The following is an 18,896-nucleotide window of genomic DNA, read 5'->3' as shown; positions in this document are numbered from 1 at the left end:
CCCACAGCGCCCGCCGGCGGCCAACACGCCGCCCGCACGGGCCAACACGCTGCCGCGAGCGGCAAACACGGCGAAGCTCCGGCGTGTTTGCCGTTCCGGGCGGTGTGTTGGCTGGTTCGGGGGCGGTGGTGCTCAGATGAACAGCGCGCTGTAGCCGTTGAGGGCGGGCTGGCCGCCGAGGTGGGCGTAGAGCACCGTCTCCTCCGCTGGGATTTCCCCGCGGGACACCAGATCGATGAGTCCGGCCATCGATTTGCCCTCGTACACCGGGTCGGTGATCATGCCTTCCGTCCGCGCGGCCAGGCGCATCGCGTCGAGGGTCTGCTCGTCGGGGATGCCGTAGGTCCCGGCGTGGTAGCGCTCGTCCAATTCGACCTCCAGCTTCCGCGAAACCCCCAGCAACCCCGCCGTGTTCCGAGCGATGCGGGCGATCTGGTCGCGGGTCTCCTCCGGCTTGGCGGAGCCGTCGATGCCCAGCACCCGGCGCGGCCGGTTCTCGTCGAGCGCGGCGAATCCGGCGATCATCCCGGCCTGCGTCGATCCGGTGACCGAGCAGACGACGATGGTGTCGAAGTGCACGCCCAGCTCCCGTTCCTGCTGGGCGACCTCGGCGGCCCACCGCGCGAAGCCGAGCCCGCCCAGGCGGTGGTCCGACGCACCGGCCGGGATCGCGTACGGCTTGCCGCCCCGCGCGCGGATCTCGTCCAGCGCCTGTTCCCAGCTCTCCTTGAACCCGATCCCGAAGCGCGCCTTCACCAGGCGCACGTCGGCCCCGGCGAGGCGGCTGATCAGGATGTTGCCGACCTTGTCGTAGACGGCGTCCGGCCAGTCGACCCAGCTTTCCTGCACCAGTACGCACCGCAGCCCGGCCCGCGCGGCGACGGCCGCGACCTGCCGCGTGTGGTTGGACTGCACGCCGCCGATGGACACCAGCGTGTCGCATCCCTGGGCGAGCGCGTCCGCGACGAGGTACTCCAGCTTGCGGGTCTTGTTCCCGCCGAACGCGATGCCCGAGTTGCAGTCCTCGCGCTTGGCCCAGACGTCCGCGCCGCCGAGATGGGCGCTCAGCCGCTCCAGCCGGTGCACCGGCGAGGGCCCGAACAGCAGGGGATAACGCTCGAAGGATTCCAGGGACATGGGAACTCCGTTCCGGTCGGGGCTTCAGCGTGGGACTCGCGCGCGGGGTCAGTCGGCGAGGTCTTCCAGCTCGCGCCAGATCTCGGTGGTCACTTCGGTGGCCGCGTCCGTGTCGCGGGCGCGGCAGGCGGCGATCAACCGCGTGTGCAGCTCGGCCGACCGGTGACCGTCGCTGAACCGGATCCGTTCCAGGCGCCGGATCAGCGGCGTATAACGCTCGATGGTCGCCGCCACCGCGCGGTTCCCGCACACCCGCACCAGGACGTCGTGGAGTTCGTCGTCCGCCCGCAGGGCCTCGTCCACGTCGCCCGTCCCGGCAGCGGCGGCGAAGCGGTCGTTCGCGGCGGCCATCGCTTCGCAGTCCTCGTCGCGCAGCAGCGGGACCGCGGTGCGCGCGGCCAGTTCGTGCATCGCCCGCACCACGGCCGTCGCGTCGCGCACCTCGCGGGACGCCAGTGGAGTGACCCGCGTGTGGCTCTGCGGCTTGGTCCCGATCAGACCCTCGTCGGCGAGCCGGGCGAGCGCGTCCCGCACCGGTGAGCGGGACAGCCCCAGCTCTTCGGCCAGGTCGGCGTCGCGCACCACGCTGCCCGGGGCGAGATCGCCGCGCACGATCGCGTCCCGGATGACGGCGTGGGCCGTTTCGCGCAGCAACGTGCGCCGGACTCGTTCCACAACTGACATGTTAGATGTCAATCGGGGTGGACACCAGGGGCGTGCTGTTCCACGGAATGGATCACGGCGGAATGTGACCTGCGTCTTTCCCGTCGCGGGGAGCCGCGCGTTACGGTCTCCGGCGTGCCAGGACCACGTGCCACCCTCCCCGCGGCCGACCTCGCCCGCACGGTCGTGTTCGCCGCGTTCATCGCGGTGCTCGGGCTCTTCCCCGGCCTCTACGTCGGCGGCTCGGGCGTGCCGGTCATCCTGCAGAACGCCGGCCCGCTGCTCGCCGGCTGCGTGCTGGGTGCGCGTCGCGGCACCGCGTCGGTCGTGCTGTTCCTGGCGCTGACCGCGATCGGCCTGCCGCTGCTGTCCGGTGGCCGCGGCGGGATCGCGCCGTTCATCGGGCCCAGCGGTGGCTTCCTGATCGGCTGGATCTTTTCCGCGCTGGTCGTGGGGCTGGTGGTGGCCCGGATCAACCGCGCGAACGTGCCGGTGCTGCTGCTCGCCGGAGTCGCCGGGATCCTCGTCGACTACGTCTTCGGCATCACCTTCCTCGGCGTCTACACCGGCGACCTCGGTACCGCGGCCGTGCAGTCGCTGGTGTTCCTGCCCGGCGACGCGGCCAAGATCGTCGCCGTCGCCCTGATCGGGGCCGTGGTGCACCGCGCGCTGCCCGGCAAGCTGGTGGGATCGGCGTCGCGGAGCGAATGATGGCCCCGATCACCGGCGGTGCGCCGCCGTGCGCGCGTGCCCACGGCGCGGCCCGGTGGCTGGCGGGCCGCGGGATCCGCGCGGGTTCGCGGGTGGCGCTCGACGTGCCGGACGTCCTGCCGTGGTTCCTCGGCGCCGACCTGCTGGGCGCCGCGACCCTGGTGATCGAACCGTCCTGGACGTCCCGCGAACGCGCGGCCGTGCTCGCCGACGCGGCGCCCGACCTGGTCGTGACCGGAGTGACGGCACCGCCCGGCGACCCCGTCGAGCCGGTGGGCGGCGAAACCTTCTTCTACCTGCCGACGACCTCGGGCAGCAGTGGCAGTCCCAAGGTGCTCGTCCGCACGCGGGACTCGTGGCTGCGCAGCTTCGACGCACTGGGGCCGCTGCCCGGGCCGGTCCTGATCCCCGGCCCGCTCAGCTCGTCGTTGTTCCTGTTCGGCGCGCTGCACGGCTTGTGGTGCGGCCGGGACATCGTGTCGTTGCCGCGCTGGGATCCGGAGGTCGCGGCGCGCGCCGAGGCGGCCACGGTCCACCTGGTCCCGGCGATGTTGTCGGCGTTGCTGTCGGTGCTGGAGCGGCGGGGCGGCCCGTGCGCGCTGCGGACCGTGGTGTGCGGCGGCGCGCACCTCGGTGACGATGTCCGTGCGCGGTTCGCGCGCGTGCTCCCGGACGCCGAACTGATCGAGTACTACGGTTCCGCCGAGCATTCGCTGATCGCGATCCGCCGCGACGGCACGGGTTTGCGACCGGTGCCGGGGGTGGATCTGGATGTGCGTGACGGCGTGCTGTGGGTGCGCTCGCCCCTGGCCCACAGCGGGCGGTTGCGGGACGGGCGGCTGGTGCCCGCCACCGGCTGGTCCACGGTCGGCGACCTGGTCTCCTGGTCGGCGGGCGCGCTCGTGGTGCGCGGCCGCGCCGGTTCCGTGGTGTCCAGCGGGGGCAAGCTGGTGCCTGCCGAGGAGGTCGAGGCCGTGTTGCGAAGCGCGCCCGGTGTCGACGACGTCCTCGTGACCGGCACGCCGCATCCGCGTCTCGGCGAACTGGTCACGGCGATCGTCGAAGGCGAGCCGACCCTGCGTGAGCTGCGTGCGGCCGCCCGGGCCGGGCTCGCGCCCGCCGACCGCCCGCGCCGCTGGCTGGTCACCAAGGAGCTGCCGCGTACCTCCTCGGGCAAACCGGCCCGTGCCGCGGCCGCCGCCCAGCTCGCGGCGGGCACCCTGGCCGCGGAACCGCTGACATGAGCGCACCTGTGGTCATCGCCGCCCGGCGGACCGCGATCGGCAACGCGCACGGGGCGCTACGGGGGATCGGGGTGGACGAGCTGGCCGCGCCGGTGCTGCGTGCCCTGCTCGACGACACCGGCCTGGACACCGTCGACGATGTGGTGCTGGGCAACGTTTTCGGTCCGGGCGGCAACCCCGCGCGCGTCGCCGCGCTGCGGGCCGGGCTCGGGGTCCCCGGAGTGACGGTCGACCGGCAGTGCGCGAGCGGGCTCGCCGCGATCACCCTGGCGACGGCGATGATCCGGGCCGGGGAGGGCGAGGCGTTCATCGCGGGCGGAGTGGAGAGCGCCTCGACCGCGCCGTTTCGCGCGTGGCGCGAGGACGGCAGCAGCGAGCCGGGCCGGTTCTACACGCGCGCGCCGTTCGCGCCCGCGGAGATCGGCGACCCGGACATGGGCCCGGCGGCGGACCTGGTCGCGGCGGAGGCGGGGATTTCCCGGCAACGCCAGGACGCCTTCGCCGCGCGCAGTCACGCCCGTGCCGTCGTAGCGCAACGAGAGGGGCGGTTCGACGCCGAAATCGTCCCGGTGCGCGGGGTCGTGCGGGACGAACGCCCGCGCGACGGCTTCACCGAGGCGCGGCTGGCCCGGTTCCGGCCCGCGTTCACCCCGGACGGTACCGCGACGGCGGCGAACTCGTGCGGGATCAACGACGGTGCGGCGGCCGTGCTCATCGTGAGCGAGCGGGTGCGGCGGCGGCTCGGGGTGCCGGGGCTGCGGCTGGTGGCGTCGGCGACGTCGGCGGTGGACCCGAACCGGCTCGGGCTGGGGGCCGTGCCCGCGATGCGGCGGGTGCTGGACCACGCGCCGGACGTCGTGGAGTTCACTGAGGCGTTCGCCGGTCAGGCGCTGGCGTGCCTGGACACGGCGGGTATCGACGAGCGGATCGTGAGCCCGGACGGTGGCGCGATCGCGCTCGGTCACCCGTGGGGTGCCTCGGGCGCCGTGCTGGTGGTGCGGCTGTTCGGCACACTGGTGCGGCACCGGGCGGCCGCCCGCGGCCTCGCCGCGCTGTCGGCCGGGGGCGGCGTGGGTGTGGCGACGACGTGGGAGACCGCATGATCGAGTTCGAGGGCATCGGGCACCGCTACGGTGAGCGGGTCGTGCTGTCCGATGTGGACCTCCGGCTGCCGGAGCGGCGGGTGGCGTTCGTGGGCGCCAACGGATCCGGCAAGTCGACCCTGGCGCGGATGGTCAACGGGCTGGTGACGCCGACCTCCGGTCGGGTGGTGGTCGACGGACTGGACCCGGCGCGCGAGGGCCGGGCCGTGCGCAGGCGGGTCGGGTTCCTGTTCACCAATCCGGACAGTCAGATCGTGATGCCCACCGCCGGTGAGGACGTCGCGTTCTCGCTGCGCCGAAGTGGACTGTCCAAGGCGGAACGTGCGCGGCGCGCGGCGGAGACGCTGGAGCAGTACGGTCTCGCCGGGTACGCCGACCATCCCGCGCACCAGCTCTCCGGTGGGCAGAAGCAGTTGCTGGCGTTGTGCGCGATGCTCGTGCTGGAACCGGACATCCTGGTCTGCGATGAGCCGACGACGCTGCTGGACCTGCGCAACAAGCGGCGTTTCGCGGAGACCCTGGCGGGACTGCCGCAGCAGGTGGTGCTGGTGACGCACGATCTGGACCTGCTGGGCGACTTCGACCGGATCGTGGTGCTGGACGCCGGACGTGTCGTGGCCGACGACGCACCGGAGCCGGCGCTGGCCCACTACCGGAAGCTGATCGCGTGAACGCCTGGTACGAGCCGGGCACCAGCCTCGTGCACCGCACCCCGGCGGGGGTGAAGTTCCTGGCACTGCTGGTGCTCGCGGTGGTGGTGCTCGTGCTGCGGTCGCCGGCGTGGCTGGGCGCGGTGTGCGTCCTGGCGGTGCTGGGGTACGCGGTGGCGCGGGTGTCGTGGGGGCGCTGCCTGCGCCTGTTGCGGTCGCTGGGGCTGCTCGTGGTGGTGGTGTTCGCGCTGCAGTGGTGGCTGCTGGGGCTGGAGCCCGCGGTGGTGGTGTGCCTGCGGATCGTCGCCGCGCTGGCCGCGGCGAACCTGGTGACGATCACGACCCGCATCGACGACCTGGTGGACGCCATCGAGGGGACGCTGGGCCGGTTCGGGCTGCCCGCGGGGCGGCTCGGGTTGCTGATCGGCCTGACGCTGCAGGCGGTGGCGACGCTGACCGGGATCGCGGGCGAGGTCCGGGAAGCGGCGAAGGCACGCGGTGCGGAGCGGTCGCCGGTCGCGTTCACGGTCCCGTTCCTGGTCCGCACGGTGCGGCACGCCGACGAACTGGGCGAGGCGCTGGCCGCCCGCGGCGAAGGCGACCGCTGACCCCGCGCGAGTCCCGCGTTCCGGCGGGCGAGTTCGGCGGTCGCCGAGGCGTCGCGGGGAATGATCGTCGCCCACTATCCTGGCGTGGTGACCGACGAGAGCCGCCGCAGCAGGCTCGGCCAGGCGCTGCGTGAGGTGGACCGGCGCGACAGCCTGCTCCGCACGGCGCGGTTCGTGCGGCGGCTCGCGCCGGGGGACAGCGAGATGGGCGACCCGCTCTCGACCGCCGGACGGTTGCCGTCCCACCGGCTGGCGCGGGCGTTGGCGGACAATCCCGAGCCGAGCGTGCTGCGTGAGCTGGGCCTGACGGCCGTGCAGGTGTGGCAGGCGTTCACCGAATCGCGGCGGGAGGGCGAGACCGCCGAGATCACCATCCTGTTCACCGATCTGGTCGGCTTTTCGAGCTGGGCGCTGGAGGCCGGCGACGACGACGCGCTGCGGTTGCTGCGCGAGGTCGGGCGCGTGAGCGAGCCCGAGATCACCCGCCGGGGTGGCCGCGTGGTCAAACGACTCGGCGACGGGCTGATGGCGGTGTTCGCCGACGCCGAAGCCGGTGTCGAGGCCGCGCTGGAGGCGTGCGCGCGGGTCGGGGAGCTGGAGATCTCCGGGCACCGCCCGAGCCTGCGGGCGGGCCTGCACGCCGGAACACCGCGCCGGCTCGGCCGCGACTACCTGGGCGTGGACGTCAACGTCGCGGCCCGGGTCGCCGACGCCGCCGGAGGTGGCCAGGTGCTGATCTCGGCCCCGGTACGCGACACCCTCGACCCGGCGCGCTTCCCGGTGCGGCGCAAACGGTGGTTCCGCGCCAAGGGCACGCCCCGCGACCTGGAGATCTTCGTGGTGGAACCGGTCTGATCCGCACCGGGGCGGGCCGGACGCCGCAGGGCCCCGGCACCTGCGACGCCACCCCGAACGGCCGTCCAACGCGAGCGGCCCGCCGCGTCAGGCGGGAGCACCCCCGGGGGCTGTGCCGGGGCTCAGGAGCGGGTCGTTGCTGACCCACAGCACCGGGCCGACGCACTGCCACTGGCCGGGTTGCCAGCGCCCGAAGGTCTGCCCGGCCATGCCCGCGGCCTGGCAGAGGTAGGCGCTGCCCAGGTCCTGCACCGGCGCCCACCCCGCTTCCTGCGCGGGCGCCGGGGTCTGGGCGGACGCGGACACCTGGGTGAGCACCAGCGCCGACCCCGCGGTGGCGGCGGCGACCAGGCTCCGGATGACGTGACGCTTCATGACGTTTCCTCCGGGAATCGAATCGGCAGAGATCAGAACGAGTCCCACCACCGGGCGATCGCCGGGATGGGCACCGGGTCGGGGCAGGGGTCCGAGGGCTCGTCGGCCCAGCGCGGGTCCGAACCGGGCCCCGAGTAGCCGTTGTAGCGGGGCACCCGCAGCGCCCAGTCGGTGTTGCCGCGGATCGCCCGGCCCAGGTTGTCCAGGTAGGTCCGCAGCGCACCGCTGACCGGCCCGGCCAGGACCTGCGAGCGCAGCCGCAGGAACCGGCACATCACCCTGTCCCGCAACGCGTACGCCCGCACCACGGACTCCTCGTCGCCGAGCCCGCCGCGGACACGCAGGACGTTGATCAGGTTGATCGCGGTGTGTTCTTCGTCTTCCTCCTTCCGGTAGGAGTGCAGGTCGTTGTCCCACGCGGCGACGAGCATGGCCATCTCGGTCAGCGCCCGCGCCGCCGGTGAGTCCATCTCCGCGGCCGGGACCTCCTGGCCCGCCGCGATCTCCAGCATCGCCAGCGTCGGCGGGCCGCCCGAGCTGTTGAGCCGCATCGGCGCGTAGTCGGCCAGGTCCGGCATGCGGCCGCGGGCCTGGCACGCGATCTGCCACGCCACCCCGAACAGCCATGCGCGGTGGGCGTCGCAGAACCGGCGCACCTGGGTGGGCGTCGCGCACGCCGCGAACCCCCGGCCGATGTCCTGCAGGGCGGCGGTGAACGGGTCGTCGCCGGCAACCGGGTGCCACGGGTTTTCCAGTGCCCGCTGCAGGGGACCGGCCATGGCCAGGAATTCCTGCGGTGACCCCGCGAACTCGCCGGAGTCGCACCGGGCGTCGTCGAACGCGAAGCCCCAGTACACCCAGTGCGCGGCGGCCTGCACGTGGCCGGTGACCCCGCCCGGGGCGAAGCGGGCGTAGAACTCGGCGCTGTTGGTGCCGATCACGCGCCTCCGCTCGGTGTCGTCGCGGTAGAAGCGGACCCGGTCGATCCAGGCGATCGCGCGTTCCTCGATGACCTCGACGTCCGGGTGGATCTTCGACTCCACCGGGCAGTAGAACGGGCGCAGCTCGACGGTCGTCACGACAGCCCCGCCGTCGCCGGGTCGCCGAAGCGCAGGGTCTCCACCGCCGTGACCCGTTCGGTGACGGTGACCGGCCCGAGCCCGCCGAGCACCCCGGCCAGGCGTTCCACCAGTCCGGGCGGGGCCGACGCCCCGGCGGTCAGCGCGACCGTCGCGGCGTCGCGCAGCCAGGAGAACCGGATGTCCTCGCACCGGTCCACCAGGTGCGCGGGCGTGCCCAGCCGGTGCGCCAGCTCCACCAGATGCCGTGAGTTGGCCGAGTTCGGCGAGCCCGCCACGAGCAGCAGGTCGGCGTCCGGCAGCACCGCGCGCACCGCGGCCTGCCGGTTGGTCGCGGCATAGCAGATGTCGTCCGAGCGGGGCCCGCGCAGCGCCGGGAACCGTTTCCGCAGCGCGTCGATTACGTCGGCGGTCTCGTCGACCGCCAGCGTGGTCTGGGTCAGGTAGGACACGCGCCGCGGATCGGGCACCCGCAGGCTCGCCACGTCGCCGGCGTCCTCCACGATCACCGTCGCCGCGGCCGCCTCGCCCGCGGTGCCGATCACCTCCTCGTGGTCGCGGCGCCCGATCAGCACGACGGTGTCACCCCGTCCGGCGAACCGCCGTGCCTCCGCGTGCACCTTCGAGACCAGCGGGCAGGTCGCGTCGACCACCCGCAGCGACCGTTCCCGCGCCCGCGCGCGGACCGACGGCGGCACGCCGTGCGCCGAGAAGATCACCAGCCCGCCCTCGGGGACGTCGTCCAGCTCGTCCACGAACACCGCGCCGCGGCCGGCCAGATCCTCGATCACGTGGGTGTTGTGCACGATCTGCTTGCGCACGTGGACCGGTGGCCCGTGCTCGGCCAGCGCCCGCTCCACCGCGCGGATCGCACGTTCGACACCGGCGCAGAACGAGCGGGGCGCGGTCAGCAGCACCCTGCGCGGCCGCAGCGCCCGCGCCGCCGCCGACAACTCCGCGCGCATCGCCTCGCCGTGGCCCTTGCACAGGTGCCCGACCGCCAGCGCCGGACCGGGCACGCCGAGGGGCGCGCCTGCCCAGCCGGGCGCCAGCGCCGCCCGCTCGTGCGGTGGCAGGTGCCGTGGTGGCCCGGACCCGGCCAGGACGATCCCGTCGGCGACCCGCAGCCCGCGGCGGCGCAGCCCGGCGGCCAGCAGGGGAGCGGCCGGGCACGGCTCGGTGCCGCCGGGCCAGCGGATCTCGCGCGGCACCAGCACTTCGGCGCCGCCCACGGGGAAGAGCGGGACCACTTTCCCGGTGCGGATCGGGACGGTCATGCGGATCCTCCTGTTCGCACCCGTCGCCGGGCGGAGGTGCGGGCACGGCGGGAAAAGCCTGCCGTACAAGGGAATTCGTGTTCTCCGGCGAGCACCGGCCCGCTCCACGTTGCCGGATGAGCGTGCCGGGATTCAAGACCCGTTCGCAGCTTCATTCGAACGAGTTGCGCTTTCCCTTGTGGCGCAAGGTGTTCACGCTCGGCGATGGGAAAACCCGAATGCTCGCTCACAGGGTCGGCTCACCGTCCCGGAAGTGTGGTGACCGCGTTCCGCGGTTTCGGCCGCATGGCCCGGTGCTACTTCTCCGATCGCGTCTTTTCCCGTCCTGTGAGGAGAATTCATGTCGACTCGGCTCGCCGATGTGACCGCACCCCCGCGACCACGGCCGCCGGCGGAAGCGGACTTCGGCCGGGTGCGGCAGGAGGTCGACGCCGCCCTCGGCGAGTTCCTCGACGCCCAGGCCCGCGATCCCGCCGACCGGTGCCTGCCGCCACTGGTCGGCGTGCTGCGTGAATTCGTCCGCGGCGGCAAGCGGCTGCGGCCCCTGTTCTGCTACTGCGGGTGGCTCGCCGCCGGTGGCGACCCGTCCGGCGGCCCGGTCGCGCGCGCAGGCGCCGCGCTGGAGCTGTTCCACTCCTTCGCGCTCATCCACGACGACGTCATGGACTCCTCGGACACCCGCCGCGGCCGCCCCACCGTCCACCGGCAGCTGGCGGCCCGCTACCAGGGCGACGACGAGCCGTCGGCCGCCCGGTTCGGCGTCAACGCGGCCATCCTGCTCGGTGACCTGTGCCTGGCCTGGGCCGACGAGATGCTGCTGACGGCCGGTCTCGGCGAGGACGACCTGCGGCGGGCTTCGCCGGTGCTGCACGCGATGCGCAGCGAGGTCATGGCCGGCCAGTACCTCGACCTGGCAGGCGAGTGGACCGAGGACGTGCTCGACCGCAGCTGGCGCGCCCTGCGCCTGAAAACCGCCGGGTACACGGTGGAACGGCCGCTGCAGATCGGGGCCGCGCTCGCCGGTGGCACCCCCGCCCTGCTGCGCTGGTGCAGCGCCTACGGCCGTCCGCTCGGCGAGGCGTTCCAGCTGCGGGACGACCTGCTCGGCGTGTTCGGCGAGCCCGGCACCACCGGCAAGTCCGTGCTCGACGACCTGCGCGAGGGCAAGCAGACCGTGCTGATGGCCCTGACCTGGCGGCGCGCCGGCCCCCGGCAGCGCGCGGTGATCCGGGAGCTGCACGGCGCCCCCGGCCTCGACGAGGACGGCGCGGCGCGGCTGCGGGACGTCATCACCGCCACCGGCGCCGAGGACGTCGTCGGTGAGCTGATCGAGGCGCGGGCACGCGAAGCCCGCGGGGCGCTCGACTCCGCCGGACTGCCCGCGGTGGCGCGCCGCGCGTTCGCGGAACTCGTCCACCAGGCCATCCGCCGCACCCGCTGACCCACGAGGAGATCCTGTGTCCAGTTCGGACTGTGTGTTGCAGGCGGTGAACCTGCACAAGTCGTTCGGGCCCCGCCACGTCCTGCGGGGTGTCGAGTTCGGGCTGCGGCCCGGTGAACTGCTCGGCGTCCTCGGCGAGAACGGTGCCGGCAAGACCACGCTGCTGCGGGTCCTGTCCGGCGTCCTGCGCGCGGACCGCGGCGAGGTCGTGCACCGCGGGCGGCTCGGCTACTGTCCGCAGCGCATCGTCGTCAACGACGAGCTGACCGTCGGCCAGCACTTGCGGTACTTCCAGAGCGCCTACCATCTCGACGACCTCGCGGTCGCCGAGATGCTCGCCGAACAGCTCGGGCTGGCCCCGTTCCGGCACACGCGGGCCGGCCTGCTCTCCGGCGGGACCCGGCAGAAGCTCAACCTGACGATCGCGCTGATGCACGACCCGGAGGTGGTGCTGATGGACGAGCCGTACCAGGGTTTCGACTGGGAGAACTACCTGACGTTCTGGACCCTGACCGACCAGCTGCGCGCGCGGGGCCGCTCGGTGCTGGTCATCTCGCACCTGGCACACGACACCGACCGGTTCGACCGGTTGCTGCGCCTGTCCGGCGGGCAGGTCGAGCCTGCCGACGCGATGGCGGGCGCCGAGCTGGAGCCCGCGTCATGACCGCGAGCGTGCCGGAACTCCTCCAGCGGGCGCGCCGCTGGCACGCGGGTATCGCGGATTCGACGACGTGGCAGGCCGCGCTGCTCAAGGCGGTCGCCTTCGAGGTCACGCAGCACGCCCGCAACCGGCTGGCTCTGTTGCTCGTGCTGTTCTTCATCCCGTGCTGGCTGGCGATCGTGCGGACGGTGATCCCGTCCCGTCCGGTCGAGTACCAGTCGCGGATCGCGCCGTCCCCGGTGACCGTGGACGCGAGCGAGCTGGCCCTGATCTCGGGTGCGCTCAACGCGCTCACCCTGATCATCGGGTTCATGCTGTTCGCCTCGGTGCGGCGGTCGCGGGAGTTCGACCAGCGTCTCGTGCTGGCCGGCTACCCGCGGCCGGTGCTGCTGCTGGCGAAGCTGACCGGGCTGGTGCTGGTGGCGATCCTGGTGTCGGGGTACGCGACGGTCGTCATGACCTTCTACACCGATCCGCGGTCGAGCGGGTTGCTGTTCCTGAGCCTGCTCTCGGCGGGCCTGACCTACGGCGGCCTCGGTGTGGCGCTGGGTGTCGCGGTGCCGACCGAGCTGGCCGGGATGTTCGTGATCATCATGGTCAGTCTCGTCGACGTGATGGTGCAGAACCCGGTGATCAACCCGGGCAAGGACCAGGCGGTGCTGCGGTTCCTGCCCACCTACGGCCCGATGCAGAGCGGGGTCGCGGCGACCTTCACCGACGGCGGGTCGTTCGGGTACCTGATGCTCGGTCCCGCGTGGCTGGTCGTGTTCGCCGCGTTCGGGTTCGTCGCGTTCGCCCTGCGCACGAAGGACCATTCGCGGCACGCGGCCTCCGGTTCCGGGGAGCCGGAGGCCGCGGTGGTCACCGTCCGGCTGCGCCAGGACGGGACGCTGGAGGTGGCATCGCGGCGGGGCCCGGTGATGGTGTGCACCGAAGCGGCGGCCCCGCCGTTGCGGATGCCGGGATGGCTCCCACTGACCGACAAGCCGCTCGGCTCGGCGAGCCCCGCGCCGGGCGCGTAGCGGCGTCGCCGGGGAACCGCCACGGCTTCCCCGGCGACGCGGGCAGGTCAGCAGCCGACCTTGACCGAGCTCAGCCGGTACCGGGCGTAGTCGCCGAGGTTGGTGCCCTGGCCGTGGGTTCCCGGCCAGGCGATCAGCGTCTCGCCCGTGTAGCCGGGCTCGCTCCACCCGCACACCCCCTTGGCGGTCAGGTTCATGACCGAGGCCACGTTGGCGTCCACTCCCTGCTGCCGCAGGTCCGGGGAGCCGACCTGGAACGTCGCGATGGCGCCGGTGCCGTCCGGGCCGGTGAACAGGCACAGGTGCGAGGGCGGACAGCGGTAGTAGCCGTCGGCCGCCTGTGCCGGCGTCGTGGTCAGCGTGATCGCGGCGAGCGCCGCGGCGCCGGCGATCCCGGTCGAGAGCATTTTCTTCATCGTATCCCCCAGGTTTTCGTTCTTCTCCGGATTCCTCGTCTCGCGCCGGGTGCTGCCCGGCCGGTCACACGCGCTCCGCGACCACCTCCAGCCGCAGGTCCAGGTACCGCCCGGTCATACCCTTCATCGCGGTGACACCGAAGGCGTAGCGGTCGACGCGGCTCGTCGCGCGCAGCCGCAGCCGCGGCCCCTGCACCTCCGCCGATTCGACCTGGACGTCGAGGGGGCCGCTGGTGCCGCGCACGGTGAGCGTGCCGTGCAGGACCCACTGCCCGCCGGACTGCTCCAGGCCGGTCGAGGCGAACGTGATGTCGGCGTGCCGGTCGGTCTCCAGGTACTGACCGGAGCGCACGGTCCGGTCGCGGGCGCTGTTGCCGGTGTCGATGCTGGCCGCGTCGATGGTGGCCAGGACGCTGGAGGAGGCGACCGGGTCGGCGACGGTCAGCCGGCCCTCGCGGATCCGGAACGTCCCGCGCACCGGGCCGAGGCCGAAGAAATGGCGGGTGGTGAAGGACAGGGCGGAGCGGGACGCGTCGAGGCGGTAGGTGCCCGCGGCGGGAACCTCGACGGTGCCGGATGTGGTGTCGGTCATGGCGGCCAGTGTGCCGAAGATCCGCGGCGCGCGCGTCGGCCGAGGGTCGCGAGCGATGTCGACTTTGGTCGCTGGTCGTGCCCGGTGCCCCACCGTAGTCTCGGTTCGTGCACGGCGAGCTGTTCTGCGAACGGGGGAGGACCGGCCTGACGGTCGCCGCCGCCGCCGGGTTCGCCGCGACAGCGGCGGGGGAGATCGCCTCGGGAGTACGGGGCGTGCCGCTGGCTGCCGACATCGTGCTCGGCGTACTCGGGTGCGCGCTGGTGCCGCTGCTGTTCCGGTGGCCGGTGACGAGCGCGCTCGCGCTGATGGTGCTGACCGCGTTCGGCGCGACGGCGACCCCGCCGGCGAGCATCGGCGTCATCCAGGTCGCCCGGCGCGGCCCGCTGGGCGTGGCGGTGGGGGTCGCCGCGGCCGGGGTCAGCGGGCACCTCGTGCGCGGGATCTGGCGCCCGGTACCGGGCCTGCCCTACGAGTGGTGGGCAGTGCTGGTGGTGCTCGGGCACGCCGCGCTCGTCGGCGGTGGCGCGCTCGCGGAGGCTCGCCGTGCACTGATCGTCTCGCTCACCGAACGGGCCCGCCGCGCCGAGGCCGAACAGGGCCGCCGGGTGGCCGAGGCGCGGGCGGCCGAGCGCACCCGGATCGCCCGTGAGATGCACGACGTGCTCGCGCACCGGCTGTCGCTGCTGGCCACCTACGCCGGTGCGCTGGAGTACCGGCCGGACAGCTCGCCGGAGCGGATCGCGCACGCGGCCGGCGTCATCCGCGCGACCGTGCACCAGGCCCTCAACGAGCTGCGCACCGTGATCACGTTGCTGCGGGGTACTGATGAGGATCCGGAGGGCCCGCTGCCGACGTTGACGGAACTGTCCGAGCTGGTCGAGGAGTCCCGGGCGGTCGGCACGGCGGTCGAGTTGCGTGACGGGCTCGGCGATCCGGCCGCCGTGCCGGGCCCGACCGGCCGCGCCGCCTACCGGGTGCTGCAGGAGGCCCTGACCAACGCCCGCAAGCACGCGCCCGGCAGCCCGGTCCGCATCGAACTCGGCGGCGAACCCGGTGCGCGGCTGCGGATCGAGGTGACCAATCCGGTCGGCGGTGGCGCCGCCGGGCCGGGCACCGGGACCGGTCTGGCCGGCCTGACCGAACGCGTGCGGCTGGCCGGGGGCAGGCTCGACCACGAGGCCGCCGCGGGGGAGTTCCGGTTGTCCGCCGAGCTACCGTGGCCGGCATGACCGTGCGCGTGCTGCTCGTGGACGACGACGCCCTCGTCCGCGCCGGGCTGACGATGATGCTCGACGGCGCCCCGGAGATCGCGGTCGTGGGCCAGGCAGGCGACGGCGACGAGGTGCCCGCCGCACTCGACGCGCACCCCGCCGACGTCGTGCTGATGGACATCCGGATGCCACGCCTGAACGGGATACTCGCCACCCAGCGCGCCCGTGCCCGGCCGAACCCGCCGGAGGTGATCGTGCTGACCACGTTCGACACCGACGAGAACGTCCTGCGTGCGCTGCGGGCCGGGGCGAGCGGGTTCCTGCTCAAGGACGCGCCGCCAGCCGAGATCGCCGATGCCATCCGCCGGGTCGCGGCGGGCGACCCGATCCTGGCGCCGCGCATCACGCGCCGCCTGATGGAGCGGGTCGCGGTCGAAGCGGGCTCCTACGAGCGGGCGCGTGCGGCCTTCGGGGTGCTGAGCCCGCGCGAGCACGAAGTGGCACTGGGCGTCGGCCGCGGACTGACCAACGCCGAGATCGCGGCCGAGCTGTACCTCAGCGTGGCGACCGTGAAAGCGCACATCACGCGTGTGCTGTCCAAAATGGATCTGGGGAACCGGACGCAGATCGCCCTGCTGGCCCACGACGCCGGCTTCTGCTGACGGGCCAGTCCCGCACCACGCGGATGGTGTCCAGGGCCGGATCGGCGGGACCGGGCAGGTACATGCCGGCGCCGGGCCCGCCGCGCAGGTCGTCCACCACCGGCCGCGTGATCACCTCGCCGGGCGCCACCGCGGGCATGCCCGGCGGTACGGGCTGATCGTCTCGGCGCAGATCCGGCCGGCCGCCTCCGCCGCCGGAACGTCCTCGGCGGGCCCGAAGTACGCGTCGCGCGGCGGCGGGTGGTCTCCTCGTCGTCGGCGACCGTGATCTGGGCGGCCATCCGGCGGTGGTCGGACAGGCCCACGTCGATCCGGTGGTGCTCGCGCGGCCATTCGCTCGCGTCGTACCGGAACGGCCCAGCTCTTCCAGGTCCAGCAGGGTCTTCAGCGGGTCGTGGTCGTCGGCCGGCCCCGGCCCGACCAGGTCGTCCCGTTCCGGCACCCGGATCCCGGGCAGCGCGGCCAGTTCCGTGCGCACCGACCGGCACAGTTCCAGTGCCCTCCCGAGCAGTTCCTCCCCGTGCTGCACCCTATGCCGTCGCCAGCCGTCCAGCCCGGCGAAGATCAGCGAACTCGGGCTCGTCGTGCCCAGCAGGTCCGCGCGCGAGGCCGGCGCCCGCGGATCGCCGTGCGCGTTGCGGGACACCAGCAGCTCCTCGGCCAGCCGCGGGTCGAGGCCCCGGCCCTGCTTGTGGCCGGGCGGGAGGAAACCGAGGTGACCGCGTTCGCGGTAGGCCCGGACCGTTTCGATCACCGGCGCCTGCGCATGGTCCACAAGCCGGAGTACCCCAGGGTGGGTCAACGCAAACTCCTCAGTGGACCGCCACCCCCGGCGGTGTCCCCCGTTCATGGGATTCCGCGTGGCGCGGCCTGCTGGCCGCGTGTTAATTTCCGGCTTCGCGAGGCTGTACACGACGCTGGAGGGGAACGTATGTGTGCCGAGCCGGTCCTGCGGGGCGCGTCATGAGCGACCGGACCCCGATCTTCGACGATGTGGTCGCCGCGATCGGCCTGGACTGGGCCGAACTGCAGGGTGGTGAGGAGGCCCAGGCCGCCGAGGTGGTCAGTACCGCCGAGGAGGCGCTGTCGTGACCCGGCCGGGTTCCGATCGCGTGGAATCCGGCGTTGCGGTGGCGGCGGGCGGCGGAACCCGCCATCCTGCGAGCATGGCGGACGGGACAGAAGCCGGACCGGGAGAGCTCTTCTGGCAGATCGTCGAGGTGCTGCAGGTACCGCGTTCGCTCGCCGAGCGGGAGCTTGCGCGCTCCCGCTCCGACGTCGCGCACGGCGTGGTGCGGCCGGGTGACCCGGCTGAGCCCTACGCGCTCGCCTGGCGCCGCATCCGCACCCGCTGGTCCGGCCAGCAGATCGGCTAGCGACCGCCCCGCCGACGCCCCCCATCCGGCATGGGGTGCGTTCGACGCCGCGCCGCGCTGCCCCGGTTATCGTTTCCCGGTGACCTCTTCGATGGGCAGGACATGACGCGACCCGAGGGCGCGTGGCGGGAGTACGGGCCGCTCGAGCTGACGCCGATCCTGGCGGCCGCGCTGGAGGCGTTCCACGAGCAGGGCTTCCACGGCACCCCGGTGCGTGACATCGCCCGCCGGGTCGGCCAGACCGTGCCCGCGCTGTACTACCACCACGAGAACAAGGAGGGCGTGTTCACCGCGCTCGTCGACGAGGCCACCAGCGATCTCGCCTGGCGCGTGCGCCAGGCCGCCGACGAGGCCGGTGACCGGCCGGAGCGGCGGCTGGTCAACGTCGTCGAGGCGATCGTGCTGCACCTGGCCCACCGCACCCGGCTCGCGGCGCTGGACTTCGAGCTGCGGCACGTCTCCGCCGAGAGCCGCAAGCGCTATGCCGCGCGGCGCAAGGAGATCGAGGTTCTCGTCGGCCGCATCGTCGAGGACGGCGTGGCCGAGGGTGTGTTCGTCGCGAAGCGGCCGGCCGAGACGGCGCGGGCCCTGCTGGGCATGCTTCAGTCGATCGGCCGCTGGTATCACCCGGACGGCGGTCCGCTCTCGCCGGACGAACTCGCCGAGCGCTACGTCGACATCGCGCTGATGACCGTCGGCGTCCGCGAGCGTCCCGGCGCGGGCGGGAGCCGGGCGCGCACGGCATGACCGGGCCACGGGGGATTTCCGCGCTCGCCGCCGGCGTGGCGCACGGGCCGCTCACCGACGACGCCGGTCAGGTGCCGCGACCGCTGCTCGCCGTCGATCTCGACGAGGACGTGCCTGCCGGGATGGCCGGAGCGGCGGCGCGTGCGGCCCGCAGGTCGCGGTGAGCGCGGACCCGGCTGCCGAGGCGATCGTGCTGCGGCAGGCCGTGCTCGTGCAGGTGCTGCGAGTGCACGGCGCGTGCGCCGGGGCCGGGATCGAGCTGGCGGCGTTCGCGGGCCGGGTGGTCGCGCATCCGGGCACGGTGTTCCGGCTGCCGGAGAACGGTATGGGCCTGCTCCGGCGCCGGGGGAACGGTGAGCATCCCGCGTCGCACGGGCCGGTGGCGCGCGTTGTGGCCCGCGCTGCCGGGGCGGCCGTTGAGCACCGGGGTGGCGCTCCAGTGGGGCCAGATCGACGCCGTGACCGACGGCGCCCGACCGCCACCACCACTTTGCGTGCGCGCCCTCGCCGGGTCTCACCCTCCCGTGCCACTCATGCCCCAGCCGCCGCCGTGACCGCGAAAGATCGTGTGTCCCCAGCCGGTCCGGGAAGATCCACTGTGGACGGCAATGGGCACAAAGTCCCTTCTTTGGGGACTTCGGCCTTGCGCTGAACGGGTCTGCGCGGCGCATACTGGTGGAGCACGTGCGGGTGCTCGGGGCACCGCACGGCGGGGAAGCGGGTTCCGTCGGGGGATGGCGCCCGCGGGAGGTCGATGCCCGGCCGGTCGGGGCCGCGAGGGCAGACGGTCTCCGACGGCGGGCCGGCTTGGGGAAGCCGGCCCGCCGTTCTGCCGTCCGTGCCGAACGCGGCGGCCAGCCGGAACGACGGGCGGCCGGAACCGGTGCCGGCCGGCCCCGCCTGCTTCGCCACCAGCCGACGCCCACATCGCGGAACGGGCGTTTGATGCGCCCGCGCGCCGTCCAGTACCCTGGCCGGAGGCCGAGAGGCGCTGCAACGGACCTCGGGTCCGCCACGCTCGGCTCCCCGTGAATCCGCAACAAGGGCGCCTCCCAAACTGATG

General features: G+C 73.5%; 23 protein-coding genes and 1 riboswitch. Of the genes, 14 read left to right on the top strand and 9 right to left on the bottom strand.

Going from position 1 to position 18,896, the window contains the following annotated elements:
- Positions 1–132: 132 nt before the first annotated feature.
- Positions 133–1,137 carry a 1-aminocyclopropane-1-carboxylate deaminase gene (locus HNR02_RS29410; RefSeq protein ID WP_179776905.1) on the bottom strand — a complete coding sequence of 335 codons (1,005 nt, stop codon included), beginning with the start codon at positions 1,135–1,137 and terminating at the stop codon, positions 133–135.
- A gap of 48 nt (positions 1,138–1,185) precedes the next feature.
- Complete coding sequence (locus HNR02_RS29405) at positions 1,186–1,821, bottom strand: GntR family transcriptional regulator (RefSeq protein WP_179776904.1); 636 nt, start codon at positions 1,819–1,821, stop codon at positions 1,186–1,188.
- Positions 1,822–1,935: 114 nt separating this feature from the next.
- Between HNR02_RS29405 and HNR02_RS29400 the strand changes: the two genes are divergently transcribed.
- The 6 genes from HNR02_RS29400 (at position 1,936) to HNR02_RS29375 (ending at position 6,971) form a co-directional block, all read left to right on the top strand.
- The gene (locus HNR02_RS29400) at positions 1,936–2,511 is read left to right on the top strand and encodes a biotin transporter BioY (RefSeq protein WP_179776903.1); all 576 of its coding nucleotides are present in this window, start codon (positions 1,936–1,938) and stop codon (positions 2,509–2,511) included.
- Positions 2,511–3,755: an AMP-binding protein gene (locus HNR02_RS29395; RefSeq protein WP_179776902.1), complete on the top strand. Its 1,245-nt coding sequence runs from the start codon at positions 2,511–2,513 to the stop codon at positions 3,753–3,755. The genes HNR02_RS29400 and HNR02_RS29395 overlap by 1 nt, the downstream gene beginning before the upstream one ends.
- Positions 3,752–4,858 (top strand): thiolase family protein, encoded by a 1,107-nt coding sequence (locus tag HNR02_RS29390; protein ID WP_179776901.1) that lies wholly within the window; start codon positions 3,752–3,754, stop codon positions 4,856–4,858. The genes HNR02_RS29395 and HNR02_RS29390 overlap by 4 nt, the downstream gene beginning before the upstream one ends.
- Positions 4,855–5,529, top strand: coding sequence for an energy-coupling factor ABC transporter ATP-binding protein (locus HNR02_RS29385; RefSeq protein WP_179776900.1), 675 nt, complete (start codon positions 4,855–4,857; stop codon positions 5,527–5,529). The genes HNR02_RS29390 and HNR02_RS29385 overlap by 4 nt, the downstream gene beginning before the upstream one ends.
- Positions 5,526–6,116, top strand: a complete 591-nt coding sequence (locus HNR02_RS29380) for an energy-coupling factor transporter transmembrane component T family protein (RefSeq protein WP_179776899.1) — start codon at positions 5,526–5,528, stop codon at positions 6,114–6,116. The genes HNR02_RS29385 and HNR02_RS29380 overlap by 4 nt, the downstream gene beginning before the upstream one ends.
- Positions 6,117–6,203: 87 nt before the next feature.
- On the top strand, positions 6,204–6,971 hold the full coding sequence (locus tag HNR02_RS29375) for an adenylate/guanylate cyclase domain-containing protein (RefSeq protein ID WP_179776898.1): 768 nt from the start codon (positions 6,204–6,206) through the stop codon (positions 6,969–6,971).
- Positions 6,972–7,058: 87 nt separating this feature from the next.
- Here HNR02_RS29375 and HNR02_RS29370 read toward each other — a convergent pair whose 3' ends face one another.
- From HNR02_RS29370 to ispH, 3 genes are read right to left on the bottom strand one after another with little or no spacing between them, the layout of a single operon-like run.
- A complete protein-coding gene (locus tag HNR02_RS29370; RefSeq protein ID WP_179776897.1) occupies positions 7,059–7,346 on the bottom strand; it encodes a hypothetical protein in 288 nt (95 codons plus the stop codon).
- 32 nt (positions 7,347–7,378) lie between these two features.
- On the bottom strand, positions 7,379–8,425 hold the full coding sequence (locus tag HNR02_RS29365) for a terpene synthase family protein (RefSeq protein ID WP_179776896.1): 1,047 nt from the start codon (positions 8,423–8,425) through the stop codon (positions 7,379–7,381).
- The gene (gene ispH, locus HNR02_RS29360) at positions 8,422–9,702 is read right to left on the bottom strand and encodes a 4-hydroxy-3-methylbut-2-enyl diphosphate reductase (RefSeq protein WP_179776895.1); all 1,281 of its coding nucleotides are present in this window, start codon (positions 9,700–9,702) and stop codon (positions 8,422–8,424) included. The genes HNR02_RS29365 and ispH overlap by 4 nt, the downstream gene beginning before the upstream one ends.
- A gap of 340 nt (positions 9,703–10,042) precedes the next feature.
- Here ispH and HNR02_RS29355 point away from each other — a divergent pair, with 340 nt between their 5' ends.
- From HNR02_RS29355 to HNR02_RS29345, 3 genes are read left to right on the top strand one after another with little or no spacing between them, the layout of a single operon-like run.
- Positions 10,043–11,143 (top strand): polyprenyl synthetase family protein, encoded by a 1,101-nt coding sequence (locus HNR02_RS29355; protein ID WP_179776894.1) that lies wholly within the window; start codon positions 10,043–10,045, stop codon positions 11,141–11,143.
- Between the two features lie 16 nt (positions 11,144–11,159).
- Positions 11,160–11,807: an ABC transporter ATP-binding protein gene (locus tag HNR02_RS29350; protein WP_179776893.1), complete on the top strand. Its 648-nt coding sequence runs from the start codon at positions 11,160–11,162 to the stop codon at positions 11,805–11,807.
- Positions 11,804–12,826: an ABC transporter permease gene (locus tag HNR02_RS29345; RefSeq protein WP_179776892.1), complete on the top strand. Its 1,023-nt coding sequence runs from the start codon at positions 11,804–11,806 to the stop codon at positions 12,824–12,826. The genes HNR02_RS29350 and HNR02_RS29345 overlap by 4 nt, the downstream gene beginning before the upstream one ends.
- 47 nt (positions 12,827–12,873) lie before the next feature.
- Here HNR02_RS29345 and HNR02_RS29340 read toward each other — a convergent pair whose 3' ends face one another.
- On the bottom strand, positions 12,874–13,233 hold the full coding sequence (locus HNR02_RS29340) for a peptidase inhibitor family I36 protein (RefSeq protein WP_179776891.1): 360 nt from the start codon (positions 13,231–13,233) through the stop codon (positions 12,874–12,876).
- Between the two features lie 73 nt (positions 13,234–13,306).
- The gene (locus tag HNR02_RS29335; protein WP_179776890.1) at positions 13,307–13,834 is read right to left on the bottom strand and encodes a YceI family protein; all 528 of its coding nucleotides are present in this window, start codon (positions 13,832–13,834) and stop codon (positions 13,307–13,309) included.
- Between the two features lie 107 nt (positions 13,835–13,941).
- Between HNR02_RS29335 and HNR02_RS29330 the strand changes: the two genes are divergently transcribed.
- Both HNR02_RS29330 and HNR02_RS29325 read left to right on the top strand, forming a co-directional pair.
- Positions 13,942–15,066: a sensor histidine kinase gene (locus tag HNR02_RS29330; protein ID WP_179776889.1), complete on the top strand. Its 1,125-nt coding sequence runs from the start codon at positions 13,942–13,944 to the stop codon at positions 15,064–15,066.
- Positions 15,063–15,710 (top strand): response regulator transcription factor, encoded by a 648-nt coding sequence (locus HNR02_RS29325; protein WP_179776888.1) that lies wholly within the window; start codon positions 15,063–15,065, stop codon positions 15,708–15,710. Before HNR02_RS29330 ends, HNR02_RS29325 begins: the two co-directional genes overlap by 4 nt.
- On the opposite strand, the gene HNR02_RS29320 is transcribed toward HNR02_RS29325, so the two are convergent.
- Positions 15,631–16,464 (bottom strand): aminotransferase class I/II-fold pyridoxal phosphate-dependent enzyme, encoded by an 834-nt coding sequence (locus tag HNR02_RS29320; protein ID WP_246339308.1) that lies wholly within the window; start codon positions 16,462–16,464, stop codon positions 15,631–15,633. The two genes, HNR02_RS29325 and HNR02_RS29320, sit on opposite strands and share 80 nt — an antisense overlap.
- A 209-nt stretch (positions 16,465–16,673) precedes the next feature.
- Between HNR02_RS29320 and HNR02_RS36310 the strand changes: the two genes are divergently transcribed.
- The 3 genes from HNR02_RS36310 (at position 16,674) to HNR02_RS29310 (ending at position 17,833) form a co-directional block, all read left to right on the top strand.
- Positions 16,674–16,802, top strand: coding sequence for a hypothetical protein (locus tag HNR02_RS36310; protein ID WP_281377440.1), 129 nt, complete (start codon positions 16,674–16,676; stop codon positions 16,800–16,802).
- A gap of 74 nt (positions 16,803–16,876) precedes the next feature.
- Positions 16,877–17,086 carry a hypothetical protein gene (locus HNR02_RS29315; protein WP_179776887.1) on the top strand — a complete coding sequence of 70 codons (210 nt, stop codon included), beginning with the start codon at positions 16,877–16,879 and terminating at the stop codon, positions 17,084–17,086.
- 102 nt (positions 17,087–17,188) lie between these two features.
- The gene (locus tag HNR02_RS29310) at positions 17,189–17,833 is read left to right on the top strand and encodes a TetR/AcrR family transcriptional regulator (protein ID WP_179776886.1); all 645 of its coding nucleotides are present in this window, start codon (positions 17,189–17,191) and stop codon (positions 17,831–17,833) included.
- 67 nt (positions 17,834–17,900) lie between these two features.
- Here HNR02_RS29310 and HNR02_RS29305 read toward each other — a convergent pair whose 3' ends face one another.
- Positions 17,901–18,125, bottom strand: coding sequence for a hypothetical protein (locus HNR02_RS29305; RefSeq protein ID WP_179776885.1), 225 nt, complete (start codon positions 18,123–18,125; stop codon positions 17,901–17,903).
- A gap of 685 nt (positions 18,126–18,810) precedes the next feature.
- Positions 18,811–18,891, top strand: a riboswitch (S-adenosyl-L-homocysteine riboswitch).
- The last annotated feature ends 5 nt before the right edge of the window (positions 18,892–18,896 follow it).

Source organism: Amycolatopsis endophytica (assembly GCF_013410405.1).
GTDB classification, from domain to species: domain Bacteria; phylum Actinomycetota; class Actinomycetes; order Mycobacteriales; family Pseudonocardiaceae; genus Amycolatopsis_E; species Amycolatopsis_E endophytica.
Note: the sequence above shows the minus strand (reverse complement) of the source record. Positions and strands in the feature narration are given on the sequence as shown.

Excerpts from the sequence above, each read along its gene's own strand:
- HNR02_RS29395 (WP_179776902.1), top strand. The coding sequence starts at position 2,511 with ATGGCCCCGATCACCGGCGGTGCGCCGCCGTGCGCGCGTGCCCACGGC.
- ispH (WP_179776895.1), bottom strand. The coding sequence starts at position 9,702 with ATGACCGTCCCGATCCGCACCGGGAAAGTGGTCCCGCTCTTCCCCGTG.
- HNR02_RS29355 (WP_179776894.1), top strand. The coding sequence starts at position 10,043 with ATGTCGACTCGGCTCGCCGATGTGACCGCACCCCCGCGACCACGGCCG.
- HNR02_RS29390 (WP_179776901.1), top strand. The coding sequence starts at position 3,752 with ATGAGCGCACCTGTGGTCATCGCCGCCCGGCGGACCGCGATCGGCAAC.
- HNR02_RS29315 (WP_179776887.1), top strand. The coding sequence starts at position 16,877 with ATGGCGGACGGGACAGAAGCCGGACCGGGAGAGCTCTTCTGGCAGATC.
- HNR02_RS29370 (WP_179776897.1), bottom strand. The coding sequence starts at position 7,346 with ATGAAGCGTCACGTCATCCGGAGCCTGGTCGCCGCCGCCACCGCGGGG.
- HNR02_RS29340 (WP_179776891.1), bottom strand. The coding sequence starts at position 13,233 with ATGCTCTCGACCGGGATCGCCGGCGCCGCGGCGCTCGCCGCGATCACG.
- HNR02_RS29335 (WP_179776890.1), bottom strand. The coding sequence starts at position 13,834 with ATGACCGACACCACATCCGGCACCGTCGAGGTTCCCGCCGCGGGCACC.
- HNR02_RS29410 (WP_179776905.1), bottom strand. The coding sequence starts at position 1,137 with ATGTCCCTGGAATCCTTCGAGCGTTATCCCCTGCTGTTCGGGCCCTCG.
- HNR02_RS29305 (WP_179776885.1), bottom strand. The coding sequence starts at position 18,125 with ATGCGCGACCACCCGGCCCGCGAACGCCGCCAGCTCGATCCCGGCCCC.
- HNR02_RS29385 (WP_179776900.1), top strand. The coding sequence starts at position 4,855 with ATGATCGAGTTCGAGGGCATCGGGCACCGCTACGGTGAGCGGGTCGTG.
- HNR02_RS29345 (WP_179776892.1), top strand. The coding sequence starts at position 11,804 with ATGACCGCGAGCGTGCCGGAACTCCTCCAGCGGGCGCGCCGCTGGCAC.
- HNR02_RS36310 (WP_281377440.1), top strand. The coding sequence starts at position 16,674 with ATGAGCGACCGGACCCCGATCTTCGACGATGTGGTCGCCGCGATCGGC.
- HNR02_RS29310 (WP_179776886.1), top strand. The coding sequence starts at position 17,189 with ATGACGCGACCCGAGGGCGCGTGGCGGGAGTACGGGCCGCTCGAGCTG.
- HNR02_RS29325 (WP_179776888.1), top strand. The coding sequence starts at position 15,063 with ATGACCGTGCGCGTGCTGCTCGTGGACGACGACGCCCTCGTCCGCGCC.
- HNR02_RS29405 (WP_179776904.1), bottom strand. The coding sequence starts at position 1,821 with ATGTCAGTTGTGGAACGAGTCCGGCGCACGTTGCTGCGCGAAACGGCC.